At 57.4% G+C, this 18,008-nt stretch carries 14 protein-coding genes; 4 read left to right on the forward strand and 10 right to left on the reverse strand.

What is annotated here, in order from left to right:
- Nucleotides 1-126 precede the first annotated feature (126 nt).
- Nucleotides 127-852 carry a tRNA (cytosine(32)/uridine(32)-2'-O)-methyltransferase TrmJ gene (gene trmJ, locus BMW97_RS16090; RefSeq protein WP_008502159.1) on the reverse strand — a complete coding sequence of 242 codons (726 nt, stop codon included), beginning with the start codon at nt 850-852 and terminating at the stop codon, nt 127-129.
- A 131-nt stretch (nt 853-983) separates the two neighbouring features.
- Between trmJ and suhB the strand changes: the two genes are divergently transcribed.
- Nucleotides 984-1,787 (forward strand): inositol-1-monophosphatase, encoded by an 804-nt coding sequence (suhB, locus tag BMW97_RS16095; RefSeq protein ID WP_003860668.1) that lies wholly within the window; start codon nt 984-986, stop codon nt 1,785-1,787.
- Between the two features lie 59 nt (nt 1,788-1,846).
- Here the strand turns inward: suhB and BMW97_RS16100 are convergent, their stop codons facing one another.
- On the reverse strand, nt 1,847-2,827 hold the full coding sequence (locus tag BMW97_RS16100) for a nickel/cobalt transporter (protein ID WP_045908547.1): 981 nt from the start codon (nt 2,825-2,827) through the stop codon (nt 1,847-1,849).
- On the reverse strand, nt 2,818-3,456 hold the full coding sequence (locus BMW97_RS16105; protein WP_045908546.1) for a DUF1007 family protein: 639 nt from the start codon (nt 3,454-3,456) through the stop codon (nt 2,818-2,820). Before BMW97_RS16105 ends, BMW97_RS16100 begins: the two co-directional genes overlap by 10 nt.
- Nucleotides 3,457-3,581: 125 nt before the next feature.
- On the opposite strand from BMW97_RS16105, the gene csiE reads away from it, so the two are divergent.
- The gene (gene csiE / locus BMW97_RS16110) at nt 3,582-4,859 is read left to right on the forward strand and encodes a stationary phase inducible protein CsiE (protein WP_045908545.1); all 1,278 of its coding nucleotides are present in this window, start codon (nt 3,582-3,584) and stop codon (nt 4,857-4,859) included.
- On the opposite strand, the gene BMW97_RS16115 is transcribed toward csiE, so the two are convergent.
- Nucleotides 4,860-5,999: a 3-phenylpropionate MFS transporter gene (locus tag BMW97_RS16115; RefSeq protein WP_045908544.1), complete on the reverse strand. Its 1,140-nt coding sequence runs from the start codon at nt 5,997-5,999 to the stop codon at nt 4,860-4,862.
- A gap of 173 nt (nt 6,000-6,172) precedes the next feature.
- On the opposite strand from BMW97_RS16115, the gene BMW97_RS16120 reads away from it, so the two are divergent.
- Nucleotides 6,173-6,595 (forward strand): DoxX family protein, encoded by a 423-nt coding sequence (locus BMW97_RS16120; protein WP_008502164.1) that lies wholly within the window; start codon nt 6,173-6,175, stop codon nt 6,593-6,595.
- Nucleotides 6,596-6,649: 54 nt separating this feature from the next.
- On the opposite strand, the gene glyA is transcribed toward BMW97_RS16120, so the two are convergent.
- Nucleotides 6,650-7,903 (reverse strand): serine hydroxymethyltransferase, encoded by a 1,254-nt coding sequence (glyA, locus tag BMW97_RS16125; RefSeq protein ID WP_008502165.1) that lies wholly within the window; start codon nt 7,901-7,903, stop codon nt 6,650-6,652.
- Between the two features lie 304 nt (nt 7,904-8,207).
- On the opposite strand from glyA, the gene hmpA reads away from it, so the two are divergent.
- Complete coding sequence (gene hmpA / locus BMW97_RS16130; RefSeq protein ID WP_045908543.1) at nt 8,208-9,398, forward strand: NO-inducible flavohemoprotein; 1,191 nt, start codon at nt 8,208-8,210, stop codon at nt 9,396-9,398.
- Between the two features lie 80 nt (nt 9,399-9,478).
- On the opposite strand, the gene glnB is transcribed toward hmpA, so the two are convergent.
- The 5 genes from glnB to purL all read right to left on the reverse strand — a co-directional run bounded on the left by glnB (nt 9,479) and on the right by purL (nt 17,807).
- Nucleotides 9,479-9,817 (reverse strand): nitrogen regulatory protein P-II, encoded by a 339-nt coding sequence (gene glnB / locus BMW97_RS16135; protein WP_003860685.1) that lies wholly within the window; start codon nt 9,815-9,817, stop codon nt 9,479-9,481.
- 80 nt (nt 9,818-9,897) lie between these two features.
- Nucleotides 9,898-11,235: a two-component system response regulator GlrR gene (gene glrR, locus BMW97_RS16140; protein ID WP_045908542.1), complete on the reverse strand. Its 1,338-nt coding sequence runs from the start codon at nt 11,233-11,235 to the stop codon at nt 9,898-9,900.
- Nucleotides 11,222-11,959, reverse strand: coding sequence for a two-component system QseEF-associated lipoprotein QseG (gene qseG, locus BMW97_RS16145; RefSeq protein ID WP_023325881.1), 738 nt, complete (start codon nt 11,957-11,959; stop codon nt 11,222-11,224). The genes glrR and qseG overlap by 14 nt, the downstream gene beginning before the upstream one ends.
- Before the next feature lies 1 nt (nt 11,960).
- The gene (qseE, locus tag BMW97_RS16150) at nt 11,961-13,388 is read right to left on the reverse strand and encodes a two component system sensor histidine kinase QseE/GlrK (RefSeq protein ID WP_052714363.1); all 1,428 of its coding nucleotides are present in this window, start codon (nt 13,386-13,388) and stop codon (nt 11,961-11,963) included.
- 531 nt (nt 13,389-13,919) lie between these two features.
- Nucleotides 13,920-17,807: a phosphoribosylformylglycinamidine synthase gene (gene purL / locus BMW97_RS16155; protein WP_045908540.1), complete on the reverse strand. Its 3,888-nt coding sequence runs from the start codon at nt 17,805-17,807 to the stop codon at nt 13,920-13,922.
- Between the last annotated feature and the right edge of the window lie 201 nt (nt 17,808-18,008).

The following is an 18,008-nucleotide window of genomic DNA, read 5'->3' on the forward strand; positions in this document are numbered from 1 at the left end:
TTTACTTGACTGTTTTAGTCAGGTATTTAACCTTCCGTGCCGTTTTTTGTCGGGTGACGCTTCGCGTACCCGACCGACGGTTTTGTAGGCCGGGTAAGCGAAGCGCCACCCGGCGAACAGACGACACTACTCTTTATTCTTCTGCTCAATCGACGCCAGGATCCCGCGCAGGATGTTCAGCTCCTGGCTTTCCGGACGCGCGCGGGTGAACAGACGGCGCAGCTTATTCATTACCTGACCCGGGTGGCCTTCGCGGATAAAGCCGGTCGAGAGCAGCGTCTGCTCCAGGTGACCGTAGAAACGCTCAAGGTCGTCCACCAGCGGGTAAGCCGTCTCTTCTTTAGGCTCAACCTCTTTTTCCTGCGTTGCCAGCCACGCCATACGCACTTCATAGGCGATAACCTGCACCGCCATCGCCAGGTTCAGCGAGCTGTACTCCGGGTTTGCCGCAATCGCGACGTGATAATGACACTTTTGCAGTTCATCGTTGGTCAGGCCAACGCGCTCGCGGCCAAATACCAGCGCAACCGGTGCCTGTTCTGCTTCCGAGACACTTTTCAGGCCGCATTCACGCGGATCGAGCATTGGCCACGGCAGCGTGCGCGAACGCGCGCTGGTACCGACAACGAGGCTGCAGCCAGCCAGCGCTTCGTCAAGGGTATCGACGATCTGGGCATTGCCGATCACGTCGCTGGCCCCGGCCGCCAGCGCAATAGCCTGCGAGTCAGGTTTCACCAGCGGGTTAACCAGCCACAGGTTCGTTAAGCCCATGGTTTTCATAGCGCGGGCAACGGAGCCCATGTTGCCGGTATGCGATGTTTCGACCAGCACAATTCGAATGTTTTGCAGCATAATTTTTAATGTCTGAATTCAGTGTCTGAAGAATATTCGGGCATATTATCATAAACGGGAGACATAATCCGATCCCGCTGCTATACTCTGCGCCGATTTTCCTGTTCTTTAACATCCAGTGAGAGAGACCGATGCATCCGATGCTGACCATCGCCGTGCGCGCAGCGCGCAAGGCGGGTAATGTAATTGCCAAACACTACGAAACGCCAGACTCCGTAGAAACCAGCCAGAAAGGCAGCAATGATTTCGTGACAAACGTCGATAAAGCCGCAGAAGCGATTATTATCGAAACGATCCGCAAATCTTACCCACAGCACACCATCATCACCGAAGAAAGCGGTGAACATGAAGGTACCGATCAGGATGTTCAATGGGTTATCGATCCACTGGATGGCACCACCAACTTCGTCAAACGCCTGCCACACTTCTCTGTGTCTATCGCAGTACGCATTAAAGGCCGTACTGAAGTCGCCGTTGTGTACGATCCAATGCGTAACGAACTGTTCACCGCGACCCGCGGTCAGGGCGCGCAGCTGAACGGCTACCGTCTGCGCTGCAGCAACGCACGCGATCTGGACGGCACCATCCTGGCGACCGGTTTCCCGTTCAAGGCGAAACAGCACGCGACCACCTATATGAATATCCTGGGCAAACTGTTCACCGAATGCGCGGACTTCCGTCGCACCGGTTCTGCTGCGCTGGATCTGGCCTACGTGGCAACCGGCCGCGTTGACGGTTACTTCGAACTCTCACTGAAGCCATGGGATTTTGCTGCGGGCGAGCTGATCGCGCGTGAAGCAGGCGCCATTGTTTGCGACTTCACCGGCGGCCATAACTATATGTCTACCGGCAACATCGTTGCGGGTAACCCACGCGTTGTTAAAGCCATGCTGGCCAACATGCGTGATGAACTGAGCGATGCGCTGAAGCGTTAATCCAGTTTGTTAAGCCCGGTGGCGCTACGCTTACCGGGCCAACAAAATCCCTCTGTACGCTAGAAAGGCCGTAATCCCCTTCCCACCGGTACCGCACTCATCCACATCGTCACCGCCGCCACCAGCAGAATCACCCCACCCGCCAGCGCAAGCGTGGTCCACCCTATCTGTCGCCACAGCACCGGCGTTTTATTGCCGCTGAGTTTGACCGCCAGCTGACGGAAGCTGTGTACCAGCAGCGCTAAAGACGAAATGGTGAGAGAGGTTCCAGCCGCCATCGCCAGCGCGGACAGCATGCCCCAGCCGAACACGCCGATGACCTTACTGAACAGCAGCACCATGATGGCACCCGAGCACGGGCGCATGCCCATCGAGAGAACAATCATCAACCTCGCGCGCCAGTCGTCGCCATTCTGTAATTGTTCCTGCGTGGGCAAATGCTGATGTCCGCAGCCGCAGTGTTCATCATGAACGTGGTGCGGCGTAAAGGCTTTGAATGTCGGTTTTTGCAATAGCACGCGCAGCTTTTTCAGCGCCCGCCAGCACAGGATCAGCCCCAGCACGCCCACCAGCGCATAGCTCCCTTTCTCCAGCCAGAAGCTGCTCATGTGCAGCTGGCGCGCCGGAAGCTGCAAAAGTGAAAGCACAACAACGACCAGCGCAATCGCCACGCCGCCCTGTAGCAGCGAGGAAGCCAGCGTCAGGCCGATGCTCGATTTCAGCTTTGACGGATGGGTGGCGAGCCAGGTCGTAATCACGATTTTGCCGTGCCCCGGCCCCAGCGCGTGCAGAACGCCATAGACAAAACTGAACGCCAGCAGGGATCCGCCCGCTTTGGTCGGGTTCTCCGCCACCGCCTTCAGCAGTCCGCTCATCTGCTGGTTGACCTCACGCTGCCAGATAATGCTTTTCATCATGACCTGCGGCCAGGCCTGCCACAGCCACAGCGCGCCGCAAACCGCTAACAGCAAAAAGAGCGCCAGCGGCCAGAGATGCAGCCAGCGGCGAGGTTTCCGAACCGGAGAGGAGATCACTGACATTGTAACGTCACCTCCTGTGCGAACTGTTTACCCAATTCCATATCCTCGGGTGGGGCATCGTCCTTGTCGAGTGAGACCGCAAAGTTCAGCATCTCTTCGCTGGGCTTCGGGGTATGAACGCCAATTTTGCAGCTTTTTTGCAGCGCGTCCGGCAGCCGTACGTCGCTGTCTTTGTCATAGCGCATATCAACATAGTAAGTGGGATCAAAAGTGGAAAACGTGTACGTTTGCCCGGCCAGCGGCTGAGGATGCGCCAGCGGAAGCACGAACGTCAGCACCGCCTGGTGCCCTTCACGCGTCATCCCGTATTCCGTTGGTCGGTTCAGAAATTTGACCTTTTGGCCGTTATGCCAGAACTCGGTGAAGTAGTGCTGGCCGAGCACGTTGGCCATTACTTCCGCTGCCAGCTTTTTCCAGATTTCATCGCCGGGCTTCGCGTTTCCCGCGTCATAGAGCAGGTCAGCCGAGGTGATTTCATCCATCGTCCAGCGCATTTTCAGGCCGCTCAGCTGCGTGCCGTCGGTAAACAGCTCGGTTTTGAGGTCAATAAAGCTGTGAGGGTGTGCGCTGGCAGTTAAGCTGATAACCGCCAAAAATAACGCCATCGCACATTGTTTAACTGTTTGCATCAATTCCTCACGTCAAAAATTCTGTGATGTTCCCCAGCAATCCTGAATGAAAGGCCTGCCGGCGCGCTTTTCAGCGCTCATCCTTTAGCTATTCTTATCAAACATTCACACTGGATACCCGACAGATGATGACGACGCTTGAAATTCCATCTGTGCTTTCCAGTTCGCAGCGCCGCTGCCAGGTGCTTTTGATGCTTTACCTGCCCGATGCTGCCGTCACCGCACAGAGCATAATCGCTGCCAACGGCGTGGACGACGCGATGGCACGGCAAGATATAGCCGAGACGCGCGATGAAATCCAGCGCTATCACCGGCTGGATATCGTTACGCACCACGACGGCTGCTACCGGATTGAAGGCACAGCCCTGAATCAGCGTTTATGCCTGCTGCACTGGCTGCGCCGGGCGCTACGGCTTTGCCCGCAGTTCGTCTCGCACCAGTTTACCCCCGCATTAAAAACCGCGCTTAAACAACACGGCATCGCGCGCCCGCTTTACGACGATGCGAACCTGCGGGCGCTGATCGGCTTCTGCTCACGCAAGCTCCAGCGCCAGTTTGAATGCCGCGACGTCCAGTTTTTACAGCTCTATCTGCAATACTGCCTTATTCAGCACCAGCTCGGGAATACGCCGCAGTTTTCCCACGTTCAGCGCAGCTGGACCCAGTCAAGAGGGGAGTATTTTACGGCGCAGGAGATCGTGCGCCACTGGAGACGGCGCGTCCCGCAGGGTGCTCACGGAGATGAACAGCTGTTTCTGGCGCTGCTGTTTATGATGCTCCGCACGCCCGATCCGGTGCTTGATAAGCACCAGCAGGATCAGCGTCTACGCCGGGCCATCGTGCGCATGGTGGCCCGCTTTCGTTCCCAGACGGGGATGAACTTCAGCGATGAGCAAGGGCTGACCGATCAGCTGTATATCCATCTGGCTCAGGCGCTGGACCGTTCGCTGTTTGAGATCGGCATCGACAACAGCCTGCCGGAGGAGATCCACCGCCTTTATCCCCGACTGTTACGCACTACGAAAGAGGCGCTGTTTGAGCTGGAGGCGGAATTTGGGCTACGTTTTTCCGATGAAGAGATGAGCCTCGTGGCGGTGATTTTTGGGGCCTGGCTGATGCAGGAGACCGACCTGCATGAAAAACAGGTGATCCTGCTGACGGGAGAAGACAAAGCCAGTGAGGAGCAGATCGAACAGCAGCTTCGCGAGCTGACGCTGCTGCCGCTCAACATTCGCTATCTGACGCTACAGGCTTTTCAGAAAGAGGGAGCGCCGCGCGAAGCCGCGCTGGTTATCACCCCCTATCCGACTGCCCTGCCGCTGTTCTCGCCGCCGTTGATCCATGCCGTTGAGACATTGAACGCGCAGCAGCAAGAACATATTCGCGCCATGCTGGAATCGTAGTTACGCGCGTGCGGCCACTTTCGGTCGAACAAACATTGCCGGTAGCGCCACCAGAGCCATTACCCAGAACACGCCATGCCCCAGATGCTGGTAGAGGAACCCTGCAAAGACCGTCATGATCGCGATACTGCCCCCCATTGCCACTGCCGAATAGACGGCCTGCAGGCGAATCACGTCCCCGCCCTCGCGCGCAGCGATATAGCGCATGGCCGCCAGATGGCACACGGTAAAGGTGCCGCAGTGAAGAATTTGCGCCACAATCAGCCACGGCAGATCGGTCGTCCAGCCCATAATCCCCCAGCGCGCCACGCCGCACACGGCGGAAAGTAGCAGCAGGTCACGCGCGCCAAAGCGACGGAACAGTTTTTTGCTCAGGGCAAAGATAATGACTTCGGCCACCACGCCCAGCGACCACAGATAGCCCACGGCGGAAGCGGAATATCCTGCGCCTTGCCAGTAGATGGCGCTGAAACCATAGTATGCCGCATGTGCCCCCTGAAGGAGGCATACGCACGCCAGAAAACGCCAGCTCTGTGCGACCAGGCTCCGCCATGCGGGCCAGCCCGCGCTCTCCTGATGGCGACTTTCCCCTTGCGGCATCACCGACGGTCGCAGCAGCATGCCCAGCAGCATCGAGGCAATACCGATACTCAGCAGGGCAAGAATGGCGCGGTAATCGTACAGGCTGACCAGTTTGCCCACCAGCGCCGAGCCAATCACAAAGGCGATAGAGCCCCACAGGCGCACGCGACCGTAGTCCATGGTGATCTGCTTTTGCCAGGTGTTCGCCAGGGCATCCGTCAGCGGCACCAGCGGTGAGAAGAACAGGTTAAAGCCAACCATCACCACCATCAGCCAGGCAAACTGGTGGCTGACCCAGAAGCAGGCCACAAAGACCAGGGTCAACAGAGCCAGAATACGCACGGCCTTGATCAGTAAGGAGGGATCGCTGACGCGTGGGGCGATCAGCAGGCTGCCGAGGAAACGCGCCACCAGCCCGGCTCCCAGCAGAACGCCGATGGTCTCGGGCGTCAGGCCGATACCCTTAAGCCAGACGCTCCAGAAAGGCAGAAAAATGCCGTAGCTAAAGAAATAGGTGAAATAACTGAGCGCCAGCCAGCGCGTGGAATGCAAGACCATGAATCCCTCCCGAAATCGAGGCCATAGTCTGGCGAGAATATAAAAATTAAGCAAGTAGATAGCCTGCTATAAATTAACGAAAAATTAACATCTTGTGCAATCGTCTGGCTTATGGCAGGGAATGAAAATATGTATTACGTTTAAATTACTCCACTTGCAGAGGTTTTTCTGCCATGAACTCACTACGTTATCTCGATTTCGGCCAGTCACGTCACCTGCTGCTGCTCATTGGCCGCATCGCGCTTGTCGTGCTGTTTATTATCTTTGGTTATCCAAAACTGACGGGGTTTAGCGGCACCGTACAATACATGACCTCGCTGGGCACGCCGATGCCCATGCTGGCGGCCATTATTGCGGTAGTCATGGAAGTGCCTGCCGCCATTCTGATCGTACTGGGCTTTTTCACCCGTCCTCTCGCGGTACTGTTTGTGTTCTACACTCTCGGAACGGCGGTGATTGGGCATCATTACTGGGATATGACCGGTGATGCGGTCGTACCGAACATGATTAACTTCTACAAGAACGTCAGTATTGCTGGCGCCTTTATTTTGCTGGCGATTGTGGGGCCAGGCGCCATCTCCCTGGACCGGCGTTAAGCCATAAAAAAAGGCCGCATGCGCGGCCTTTTTTATTTCTGCAAAGCAGAGGAATTATGCGTAAACCGGGAAGCGTGCGCAGATATCCAGAACTTTACCTTTGACGCGCTCGATAACCGCTTCGTCATTGATGTTGTCCAGAACGTCACACATCCAGCCAGCCAGTTCTTTCACTTCTGCTTCTTTGAAACCGCGGCGAGTCACGGCCGGAGAACCGATACGGATACCGGACGTCACGAACGGGCTCTTCGGATCGTTTGGCACGCTGTTTTTGTTCACGGTGATGTTGGCGCGGCCCAGGGCTGCGTCAGCTTCTTTACCGGTCAGGTTCTTATCAACCAGATCCAGCAGGAACAGGTGGTTTTCAGTCCCGCCGGATACCACTTTGTAGCCACGGTTCAGGAACACTTCCACCATCGCTTTGGCGTTCTTAGCAACCTGCTGCTGGTAAACCTTGAACTCTGGCTCCATCGCTTCTTTCAGCGCGACCGCTTTTGCCGCGATAACGTGCATCAGTGGGCCACCCTGCGCGCTTGGGAACACCGCGGAGTTCAGTTTTTTGTACAGCTCTTCGTCACCGCCTTTCGCCAGGATCAGGCCACCGCGTGGACCCGCCAGGGTTTTGTGGGTGGTGGTGGTCACAACGTGAGCGTGTGGAACCGGGTTCGGGTAAACGCCTGCAGCGATCAGACCCGCAACGTGCGCCATGTCAACGAACAGGTAAGCACCGATGCTGTCTGCAATTTCGCGCATTTTTGCCCAGTCAACGATACCGGAGTAAGCAGAGAAGCCACCGATGATCATCTTCGGTTTGTGCTCTTTAGCCTGCTTCGCCATGTCTTCGTAGTCAATTTTACCGGACTCATCAATACCGTAAGGGATGATATTGTACAGTTTGCCGGAGAAGTTAACCGGGGAGCCGTGAGTCAGGTGGCCGCCCTGCGCCAGGTTCATACCCAGAACGGTATCGCCCGGCTGCAGCAGTGCGGTGTAGACCGCGAAGTTAGCCTGAGAGCCAGAGTGCGGCTGGACGTTTGCATAGTCAGCGCCAAAAAGTTCTTTCGCACGATCGATAGCCAGCTGCTCAACGATATCAACGTACTCGCAACCGCCGTAATAGCGTTTGCCCGGGTAACCTTCAGCGTATTTGTTGGTCAGCTGAGAACCCTGCGCCTGCATAACGCGCGGGCTGGTGTAGTTTTCGGAGGCGATCAGTTCGATGTGCTCTTCCTGACGTACTTTTTCCTGCTCCATAGCCTGCCACAGTTCGGCATCATAATCGGCAATGTTCATTTCACGCTTTAACATCCGCATCTCCTGACTCAGCTAACAAGTAAATTTTGGCCTGAAAAGGCAGTCCTGTTGGACGACGGGCAACAGTATAACTGATTAGTTCTGTGATAACAGGTCTTGACAAACGATTTTACGCAAACGTTTTCCTTCCCGCCACGCAAGGGTTTGAGGAATAAAGCGCTCGCCCTTTCCAGCGGATTTCTTTTCAGGTTTGTGATGCATATTTTTCATCTTGCAAAGAACCATTTACAACGCAGGGGTATTTTTTATAAGATGCATTTAAAATACATCATTAAAGTGACATCAAAAGGACGCGCTCATGCTCGACGCTCAAACCATCGCTACCGTAAAAGCCACCATTCCCCTGCTGGTGCAAACCGGCCCTAAACTCACCGCCCATTTCTACGATCGCATGTTCACGCACAACCCGGAGCTCAAAGAGATTTTCAACATGAGCAACCAGCGTAACGGCGATCAGCGTGAAGCGCTGTTCAACGCCATCGCGGCGTACGCCAGCAATATTGAAAACCTGCCGGCACTGCTGCCTGCGGTGGAAAAAATCGCGCAGAAACATACCAGCTTCCAGATCCAACCCGAGCAATACGACATCGTGGGTGGTCACCTGCTGGCAACGCTGGACGAGATGTTCAGCCCGGGCCAGGAGGTGCTGGATGCGTGGGGTAAAGCCTACGGAGTGCTGGCAAACGTGTTTATCAACCGTGAAGCGCAGATCTACAGCGAAAACGCCAGTAAGAACGGCGGCTGGGAAGGCACGCGCGCGTTCCGCATCGTTGAGAAAACGCCGCGCAGCGCGTTAATCACCAGCTTCGAGTTTGAGCCGGTGGACGGTCAACCGGTGGCCGATTACCAGCCAGGGCAGTATCTGGGCGTGTGGCTGAAGCCTGAAGGTTTCCCGCATCAGGAGATCCGCCAGTATTCTCTTACCCGCAAGCCAAACGGTAAAGGCTACCGCATTGCGGTGAAGCGTGAGGACGGCGGTCAGGTTTCCAGCTGGCTGCACAACGAAGCGAACGTGGGCGACATGGTCCATCTGGCCGCGCCAGCGGGCGACTTCTTTATGGCCGTTGAAGCCCATACGCCGGTCACGCTGATCTCTGCGGGCGTCGGCCAGACGCCGATGCTGGCCATGCTTGATACGCTGGCAAAATCACACCACGGTGCACAGGTTAATTGGTTCCATGCCGCCGAAAACGGCGACGTGCATGCCTTTGCGGATGAGGTGAAAACGCTCGGGGCCTCCCTGCCGCGTTTCACCGCGCATACCTGGTATCGCCTGCCGACGGATGCAGACCGCGCAGCTGCCCGCTTTGACAGCGAAGGTCTGATGAATTTAAGCCAGATGGAAGGGGCGTTTAGCGCGCCGGACATGCAGTTCTACGTCTGCGGGCCGGTGGCGTTTATGCAGTATGCCGCGCAGCAGCTGGTGGGGCTGGGTGTGAACAAAGACAGCATTCATTACGAGTGCTTCGGCCCGCATAAGGTGCTGTAATCGCCCGGCGGCGCTTCGCTTGCGCAGGCCTACGAAGAGTTTTGTAGGCCGGGTAAGCGCAGCGCCACCCGGCAAGAACGTTAAATCGCGGCGTCGTCTTCTTCGCCGGTACGGATACGGATCACGCGCGCCACGTCAAAGACGAAGATTTTACCGTCGCCAATTTTGCCGGTTTGCGCCGTGCGGATAATGGTGTCCACGCAGGTGTCCACGATATCGTCGCTGACCACGATTTCAATTTTCACTTTCGGCAGAAAGTCGACCATGTATTCTGCGCCACGGTAAAGCTCGGTGTGACCTTTCTGACGACCAAAACCTTTCACTTCCGTCACGGTCATCCCGGTGATGCCGACTTCCGCCAGCGCTTCACGCACATCATCCAGTTTGAAAGGTTTAATAATCGCATCAATCTTTTTCATGGTGGGTCCTTAAACTCTTGCCTGTAAGCTGCCTCGTAATCGATTGCTCACAGTACCATATTCAGGCGAATTTTGCGGTACTACTCTTTAAAATCGTTCGCTTCCAGCTCGTGACGCGAGAGCAGCTTGTAAAACTCGGTGCGGTTGCGCCCGGCCATCCGCGCCGCGTGGGTCACGTTGCCTTTGGTGATCTGCAGCAGCTTACGCAGATAGTTCAGCTCAAACTGGTTACGCGCTTCGGCAAACGTCGGCAGCGCCGTGTTTTCCCCTTCCAGCGCCTGCTCCACCAGCGCGTCGCTGATGACCGGTGAGGAGGTCAGCGCCACGCACTGCTCAATCACGTTGACCAACTGACGCACGTTACCCGGCCAGCTTGCGGCCATCAGCCGCTTCATCGCATCGGTGGAAAACGCGCGCACGAACGGTTTATGACGATCGGCCGCCTGACGCAAAAGATGGTTCGCCAGCAGCGGGATGTCTTCCGCACGTTCGGCCAGCGCCGGGATCTTCAGGTTGACCACGTTCAGACGGTAGTAGAGATCTTCGCGGAACTCGTTGCGGGCCATCACTTTTGGCAGATCGCGGTGGGTAGCGGAGATAATTCGCACGTTAATATCGATATCGCGGTTGCTGCCCAGCGGGCGCACTTTGCGCTCCTGCAGCACGCGCAGCAGCTTGACCTGCAGCGGCGCGGGCATGTCGCCAATCTCGTCCAGGAACAGCGTGCCACCTTCCGCCGCCTGGAACAGCCCTTCACGGCTGCTTACCGCGCCGGTGAATGCGCCGCGGGCGTGACCAAACAGTTCGGATTCAAGCAGTTGTTCCGGGAGCGCGCCGCAGTTAATCGCAATAAAGGCGTTCTTGCTGCGCGGGCTGGCGTTATGAATCGCCTGCGCGAGGATCTCTTTCCCGGTTCCGCTCTGGCCGTTGATGAGCACGCTGACGTCAGACTGCGCCACCATCCTCGCCTGTTCCAGCAGGCGCAGCATCACGGGGCTGCGGGTGACGATAGGCTCCCGCCACGCTTCATCCCCCGCCGGAGCGGCATGTTCCAGTGCGCTGTCGATAGCCTTATACAGCGCATCTTTGTCCACCGGCTTGGTCAGGAAGCTGAATACCCCCTGCTGCGTCGCGGCAACCGCATCCGGGATCGACCCGTGCGCGGTCAGGATAATCACGGGCATCCCCGGCTGCTGCTTCTGGATCTCCGCAAACAGCTGCAGGCCATCCATTTCATCCATCCGCAGGTCGCTTATCACCAGATCGATTTTCTCGCGGCTGAGAATTTTCAGCCCCTCCAGCCCGCTTTCCGCGGTCACGACGCTGTAACCTTCACTCACCAGACGCATCCCCAGCAGCTTTAACAGACCGGGATCGTCATCCACCAGTAAGAGATGGGCTGGTTTACGGCTCGTCATGCTTCACATCCTCTTGTTTCGGCGTATCGCTGTCCGGCGCAGCGGATGAACTCCCCGGCTGATATTTACGCGACGAGAGCTGTCTTTCGATATCGGTCAGGTTCTCCAGCTTACGCGTCGTGGTATCCAGCTGCGTACGTAAATGTTGCTGCTGTTGGCGCAGTGTATCAAGCTCGCTATCGGTTGACTGTTGCAGCTTGCTGTAGCGGGAGCGCTCTTCAGAAAGCTGAAGCTGTAGCGTCTGTCCCTCACGCCAGAGCTGGTATACCGGGCGGATCTGTACCGGAAGATTGACCACAAACGTGTCCAGTCGGGTCACGTTGGCGCGGCGTTCAACGGGAGTGATTTTCGCATCCGCCAGCAAAATCCCACGCTTGAACGCGTCCTGCCAGGTATCATCATCCAACATCGCCGCTTTCGCGCGGGCGTCAACCGGCGCCAGACGCTGGGCGCAGTCTATCCCGCGCAGCCAGAACAGCGGGTTACTTTCGACGTCATGCCCCGACAGGTTCCAGATGTCGTCACAGCGGGTTGAGAGGAAATCGGCCAGCTGGTTATCGGGCCATTTATCTTCTTGTTTATCGCTAATCGCACTTTGCGGCACATGGGAAACACACCCAGCCAGAAATAAACAGGGCAGGCTCAGGCGAAGCGTGCTGCGGGAAAACACCGCGCGTACGGCGCGTGAAAAGACGTGTGACATACTCACCAGACATAGATTCATTTTATTGATTTTTCCGGCTCAGGGGCAGATCAATACGGAAGCAAACATCCGAACGTTCGTCCGTGGCAATGTTTAGCTCACCCTGCATACGTCGTATGCAGTCCCGGGCAATGCTTAAGCCCAGACCACTGCCTTTCACCGCACCTTTCCGCTGATGACTCCCCTGGAAAAAGGGCTCGAAGATCATGGTTTTTTCGTCATCGGGGATCGGGGTGCCGGTGTTAGCGACGTCTATAAACACCCGGGAACCCTTCGTATAGCTTCGGATATAAATGTTACCGGATTCAGTACCATAGTGCACCGCATTGGAATAAAGATTATCCAGCACGCTCATTAGCAGCATGGGTTCAGCGAGACAGGTCGGCGCATTCAGCTCTACACCGGTATGCATCATTTTAGCTCTTGCTGGCAAGCTATGGGCGGAGATCACCATATCCACCAGCGGTTCAATGTCGACGTTTTCCAGTACAACCGCCCCGTCAGCCAGCTTGCGGTTGTAATCCAGCAGTTGCTCAATCAGCTTCTGCAGATTGCGGCTGCTGTTATCCAGGATCTCGACAATTTCTTTCTGTTCGGGCGTAAGCGGCCCTGCCACTTCGTCCGCCAGCAGTTCCGTCCCTTCGCGCATGCTGGCCAGCGGTGTTTTAAGCTCATGGGAGATATGGCGCAGGAACTGATGACGCTGTGATTCAAGCCACGCCAGGCGCTCGGACAGCCAGATAATGCGCTGGCCTACGGATCGCAGCTCGCGGGGACCTTTAAAGGCGACCGTATCTCCGAGTGATTTCCCCTCCCCCAGGCGGTTGATCATCCGCTGAATGCCCTTCACCGGGCCGATGATCATGCGGGTAAAGAGCAGAACCAGCCCGAGGCTCACGAGGAACAGCACCAGCGCCTGCCAGCCGAAGAACTGGCCGCGCTCGGCGATCTCCTGCTGAAGCTGCTGGCCGCGCGAGAAAATCACCGTGCGCGTTGACTGCACCATCTCGGTGTTCGCGTTGGCGAAGGCTTCCAGGCGCGCGGCGGCGGCGGCATCGGGTCCACTATTTTGGCACTGCAGCTGTGCGAGATCGTTCAGATCCTGACGTAACGCCTGATACAGCTTGTCGTCAGGCAATACGCCGGCGTGGGCATCCAGCATTTCGCTGTAGCGCTTGCGCTGACTCTGGTACACCTTTTCCAGCGTGCGATCGTCAAGCACGCAGTACTGACGATAGCTGCGCTCCATCTCCAGGGCGGCGTTGGTCATGGCCTCACTGCGCCGGGCGTCAATAAGCGTCGTGCGGTTGGTTAATGCCGCCTGCGCGCTCAGCGCGTTCAGGCTTTGCCACGCCTGCCAGGCAAGGATCAGCAACGGCAGCAGGATCAGCAGAAAGGCCATCATGACGAGCTGTCGCAGGGAGCGGGGAAAAACGGGCCAGCGTTTCAACGCATTACTCTCTTAATGGGGTTTACGCAGAGCGTAACTGAGTCTGCCCTTCAGATACAACAAAGCCGGGTAAAAACCCGGCTTTGTCATGGAATGAGGCGGTGCCTAACTCGACGTTTCGCCCTGGCCTGATAAAGCATCGCTATGATCAGTAGTTGGACGGCAGGCACCTTTTTGTGCGTCATTCGAAGTTTATGTAGCACGTCCCGAAGGGGCTGACATAAGAAGGTGAATGAGCCACTGATTAATATTATGCAACACCCGTGCCAGAATGCAAAACAAAAAATTATCACCTTGAAATATATAATTTTTACTCGCTTAACCCGTTCGTTATCGGTTGAATGATTTCCAGGCTAAGTGTCGCTGTTCAGCAACACCTTAACGGGAACCTTTCCTGCCACATATAAATCAATAAGTTAAATGTCTCCTTTTGGAGACACCCAAACCAAAGTGTTGTCGCGATTTTGCGACAGAGACAAAAAAGCCCGGTGGCGCTCGCGCTCACCGGGCCTACAGTCAGGACGCTGAAACTTAACCCAGCTGCTTACGGGCGTTGCGGAAGATACGCATCCACGGGCTGTCCTCGCCCCAGTTTTCCGGGTGCCAGGAGTTGCTCACGGTACGGAACACACGTTCCGGATGCGGCATCATGATGGTTGCACGACCGCTTTCGCTGGTTACCGCAGTAATACCGTTCACCGAACCGTTCGGGTTGGCCGGGTAGGTTTCCGTGACCTTGCCGAAGTTATCGACAAAGCGCAGCGCTACCAGACCTTTGCTCTCCAGCTGAGCCAGATGCGCAGCATCACGCACCTCTACCTGACCTTCGCCGTGGGACACCGCGATTGGCATCTGCGAACCGACCATTCCCTGCAGCAGCAGAGACGGGCTCTGGGTCACTTCCACCAGGCTGAAGCGCGCTTCAAAGCGGTCAGACTGGTTACGCACAAAGCGCGGCCAGGCTTCGCTGCCCGGGATCAGCTCGCGCAGGTTAGACATCATCTGGCAGCCGTTACACACGCCCAGCGCCAGGGTCTGCGGACGATGGAAGAAGGTTTCGAACTCGTCGCGCACGCGGCTGTTGAAGAGGATAGATTTCGCCCAGCCCTCGCCCGCACCCAGCACGTCACCGTAGGAGAAACCACCGCACGCCACCAGCGCCTGGAAATCTTCCAGACCGGTCCGTCCGGCCAGCAGGTCGCTCATGTGAACGTCGATAGCGTCAAAGCCCGCGCGGTGGAAGGCGGCAGCCATCTCAACGTGGGAGTTAACGCCCTGCTCGCGCAGCACGGCCACTTTCGGACGCGCACCAGTCGCAATGTACGGCGCGGCGATGTCTTCGTTGATGTCGAAGGAGAGCTTCACGTTCAGGCCTGGATCCTGGTCATTGGCCTTCGCGTTGTGCTCCTGATCGGCACATTCCGGGTTATCACGCAGGCGCTGCATCTGCCAGGTGGTTTCCGCCCACCACATGCGCAGCGTGGTGCGGCTTTCGCTGAACACGGCGTGACCGTCAGCTTCAATGACGAAGCGATCGCCCTTAACGGCTTTACCCAGATAGTGCACGCAGTCAGCCAGACCGTGCTGCGCCAGAATCGCTTCAACCGCGTCGCGATCTGCCGCACGCACCTGAATCACGGCACCCAGCTCTTCGTTAAACAGCGCCGCCAGACGATCTTCACCCAGCGTAGCGATGTTGGCTTCAACCCCGCAGTGGCCGGTGAAGGCCATCTCTGCCAGGGTTACCAGCAGGCCGCCGTCGGAACGGTCGTGGTAGGCCAGCAGCTTACGCTGCGCCACCAGCGCCTGGATGGCGTCGTAGAAGCCCTTTAGCTGCGCCACGTCGCGCACGTCGGCTGGCTTATCGCCAAGCTGACGATAAACCTGCGCCAGCGCGGTGGCGCCCAGCGCGTTGTGGCCTTTACCCAGGTCAATCAGCAGCAGGGCGTTATCTTCGGTCGCCAGCTGCGGCGTAACGGTGTGACGCACGTCTTCCACGCGGGCAAACGCGGTGATCACCAGCGACAGCGGGGAGGTCATCTCGCGCTGCTCGTTACCTTCCTGCCAGCGGGTTTTCATCGACATGGAGTCTTTACCCACCGGAATGGTCAGGCCGAGGGCAGGACACAGTTCCTCACCCACCGCCTTCACGGCTTCATACAGGCCCGCGTCTTCGCCTGGGTGACCGGCAGCGGCCATCCAGTTTGCGGAGAGCTTGATACGTTTGATGTCGCCAATCTGCGTGGCGGCGATGTTGGTCAGCGCTTCACCGACCGCCAGACGGGCAGAGGCCGCGAAGTCCAGCAGCGCGACCGGGGTGCGTTCGCCCAGCGCCATCGCTTCGCCGTAGTAGCTGTCGAGGCTCGCGGTGGTCACGGCGCAGTTTGCCACCGGGATCTGCCACGGACCAACCATCTGATCGCGGGATACCATACCGGTCACGGTACGGTCGCCGATGGTCACCAGGAAGGTTTTCTCCGCGACAGCTGGCAGGTGCAGCACGCGATTAACGGCTTCAGCTACGGTAATGCCCTGGCGATCCAGCGCTTTGCCCGCCGCTTTACGGGTCTGCACGTCGCGGGTCATCTTCGGCGTTTTACCGAGCAGAACGTCGAGCGGCAGATCGATCGGCTGGTTGTCGAAATGGGTGTCGCTCAGAGTCAGGTGCTGCTCTTCGGTCGCTTCACCGATGACGGCATACGGCGCGCGCTCGCGGCGGCACAGCTCGTCAAACAGCGGCAGCTGATCCGCCGCAACGGCCAGCACGTAGCGCTCCTGGGATTCGTTACACCAGATTTCCAGTGGGCTCATGCCCGGCTCATCGCTCAGGATATCGCGCAGGTTGAAACGGCCACCGCGACCGCCGTCGCTCACCAGCTCCGGCATGGCGTTGGACAGACCGCCCGCGCCCACGTCGTGGATAAAGAGGATCGGGTTAGCATCGCCCAGCTGCCAGCAGCGGTCGATCACTTCCTGGCAGCGACGCTCCATCTCAGGGTTGTCACGCTGCACGGACGCGAAGTCGAGATCCGCATCAGACTGGCCGGAGGCCATCGAAGAGGCCGCACCGCCGCCCAGACCGATGTTCATCGCCGGGCCGCCGAGCACGATCAGCTTCGCGCCGACGACGATCTCGCCTTTCTGCACGTGATCGGCACGGATGTTGCCGATCCCGCCCGCCAGCATGATCGGTTTGTGGTAGCCGCGCAGCTCTTCGCCGTTGTGGCTGTCCACTTTCTCTTCATAGGTACGGAAGTAACCGTTCAGCGCCGGACGACCAAATTCGTTGTTAAACGCCGCGCCGCCCAGCGGGCCTTCGGTCATGATATCCAGCGCGGTCACAATGCGCTCTGGCTTGCCGAAGTCTTCTTCCCACGGCTGTTCAAAGCCCGGGATACGCAGGTTGGAGACGGAGAAACCGACCAGACCCGCTTTGGGTTTTGCACCACGACCGGTCGCCCCTTCGTCACGGATTTCACCGCCGGAGCCGGTCGCCGCACCCGGCCACGGGGAGATCGCGGTCGGGTGGTTGTGGGTTTCAACCTTCATCAGGATATGCGCGGGCTCCTGATGGAAGTCATAGCGCCCTGCTTCGCGATCGGCGAAGAAGCGGCCCACCTCGGAACCTTCCATCACCGCGGCGTTGTCTTTATAGGCAGACAGCACGTGGTCAGGAGTTTGCTCCATGGTGTTTTTGATCATTTTGAACAGCGACTTTGGCTGCTGTTCGCCGTCAATAATCCAGTCGGCATTGAAAATCTTGTGACGGCAGTGCTCAGAGTTCGCCTGCGCGAACATATAGAGCTCGATATCGTTCGGGTTACGGTTGAGCTTAACGAACGCATCCTGCAGGTAGTCGATTTCGTCTTCTGCCAGCGCCAGGCCGAGACGCAGGTTGGCGTCAATCAGTGCCTGACGGCCCTGCCCCAGCAGGTCCACGCTCTGTACCGGCGCAGGCTGATGGTGGGAGAAAAGCTTCTGCGCGTCATCGAGAGAGGCAAACACGCTCTCCATCATGCGGTCGTGCAGTTCAGCCGCGACCGCCTGCCACTGCGCGTCGCTCAGGGTAGAGGCTTCCACGTAGTACGCCACGCCGCGCTCCAGACGGTTAATCTGGCTCAGGCCACAGTTGTGGGCGATGTCGGTGGCTTTGGAAGACCAGGGGGAGATGGTGCCCGGACGCGGCGTCGCAAGGATCAGTTTGCCGGTTGGCGTATGGCTGCTGAGGCTTGGGCCATACTTGAGCAGGCGTTCCAGCTGTACGCGCTCCTCTGCATTCAGGGGGGCATTCAGGTCAGCAAAATGGACATACTCAGCGTAAATATTGCTTACCGGAAGGTCGGCCGCCTGAAAACGTGCCAGCAGTTTGGTAATACGGAAGGCAGACAGTGCAGGCGAACCACGCAGAATTTCCATCATAAGTCTCTCGTCTTCGAAGCGCCGGGGCGCTTACAGTGTGCGCAAGGGGGGAAAACGGGCGTCATTATAGAGAATCCTGAGCGCCGACGAAACCGTTTGCGTCGAAATAAAATTGACGAAGAGATTTAACAATAGATGTGACCTGTCTCTCTAATTGGTTGCCAAGTGGCGCAAGTTTACGCAAAATGCCGCTCATTCAAT

This window comes from Enterobacter sp. NFIX58, from assembly GCF_900110475.1.
GTDB classification, from domain to species: Bacteria; Pseudomonadota; Gammaproteobacteria; order Enterobacterales; family Enterobacteriaceae; genus Enterobacter; species Enterobacter quasiroggenkampii.

Excerpts from the sequence above, each read along its gene's own strand:
- trmJ (WP_008502159.1), bottom strand. The coding sequence starts at position 852 with ATGCTGCAAAACATTCGAATTGTGCTGGTCGAAACATCGCATACCGGC.
- suhB (WP_003860668.1), top strand. The coding sequence starts at position 984 with ATGCATCCGATGCTGACCATCGCCGTGCGCGCAGCGCGCAAGGCGGGT.
- BMW97_RS16100 (WP_045908547.1), bottom strand. The coding sequence starts at position 2,827 with ATGTCAGTGATCTCCTCTCCGGTTCGGAAACCTCGCCGCTGGCTGCAT.
- BMW97_RS16105 (WP_045908546.1), bottom strand. The coding sequence starts at position 3,456 with ATGCAAACAGTTAAACAATGTGCGATGGCGTTATTTTTGGCGGTTATC.
- csiE (WP_045908545.1), top strand. The coding sequence starts at position 3,582 with ATGATGACGACGCTTGAAATTCCATCTGTGCTTTCCAGTTCGCAGCGC.
- BMW97_RS16115 (WP_045908544.1), bottom strand. The coding sequence starts at position 5,999 with ATGGTCTTGCATTCCACGCGCTGGCTGGCGCTCAGTTATTTCACCTAT.
- BMW97_RS16120 (WP_008502164.1), top strand. The coding sequence starts at position 6,173 with ATGAACTCACTACGTTATCTCGATTTCGGCCAGTCACGTCACCTGCTG.
- glyA (WP_008502165.1), bottom strand. The coding sequence starts at position 7,903 with ATGTTAAAGCGTGAAATGAACATTGCCGATTATGATGCCGAACTGTGG.
- hmpA (WP_045908543.1), top strand. The coding sequence starts at position 8,208 with ATGCTCGACGCTCAAACCATCGCTACCGTAAAAGCCACCATTCCCCTG.
- glnB (WP_003860685.1), bottom strand. The coding sequence starts at position 9,817 with ATGAAAAAGATTGATGCGATTATTAAACCTTTCAAACTGGATGATGTG.
- glrR (WP_045908542.1), bottom strand. The coding sequence starts at position 11,235 with ATGACGAGCCGTAAACCAGCCCATCTCTTACTGGTGGATGACGATCCC.
- qseG (WP_023325881.1), bottom strand. The coding sequence starts at position 11,959 with ATGAATCTATGTCTGGTGAGTATGTCACACGTCTTTTCACGCGCCGTA.
- purL (WP_045908540.1), bottom strand. The coding sequence starts at position 17,807 with ATGATGGAAATTCTGCGTGGTTCGCCTGCACTGTCTGCCTTCCGTATT.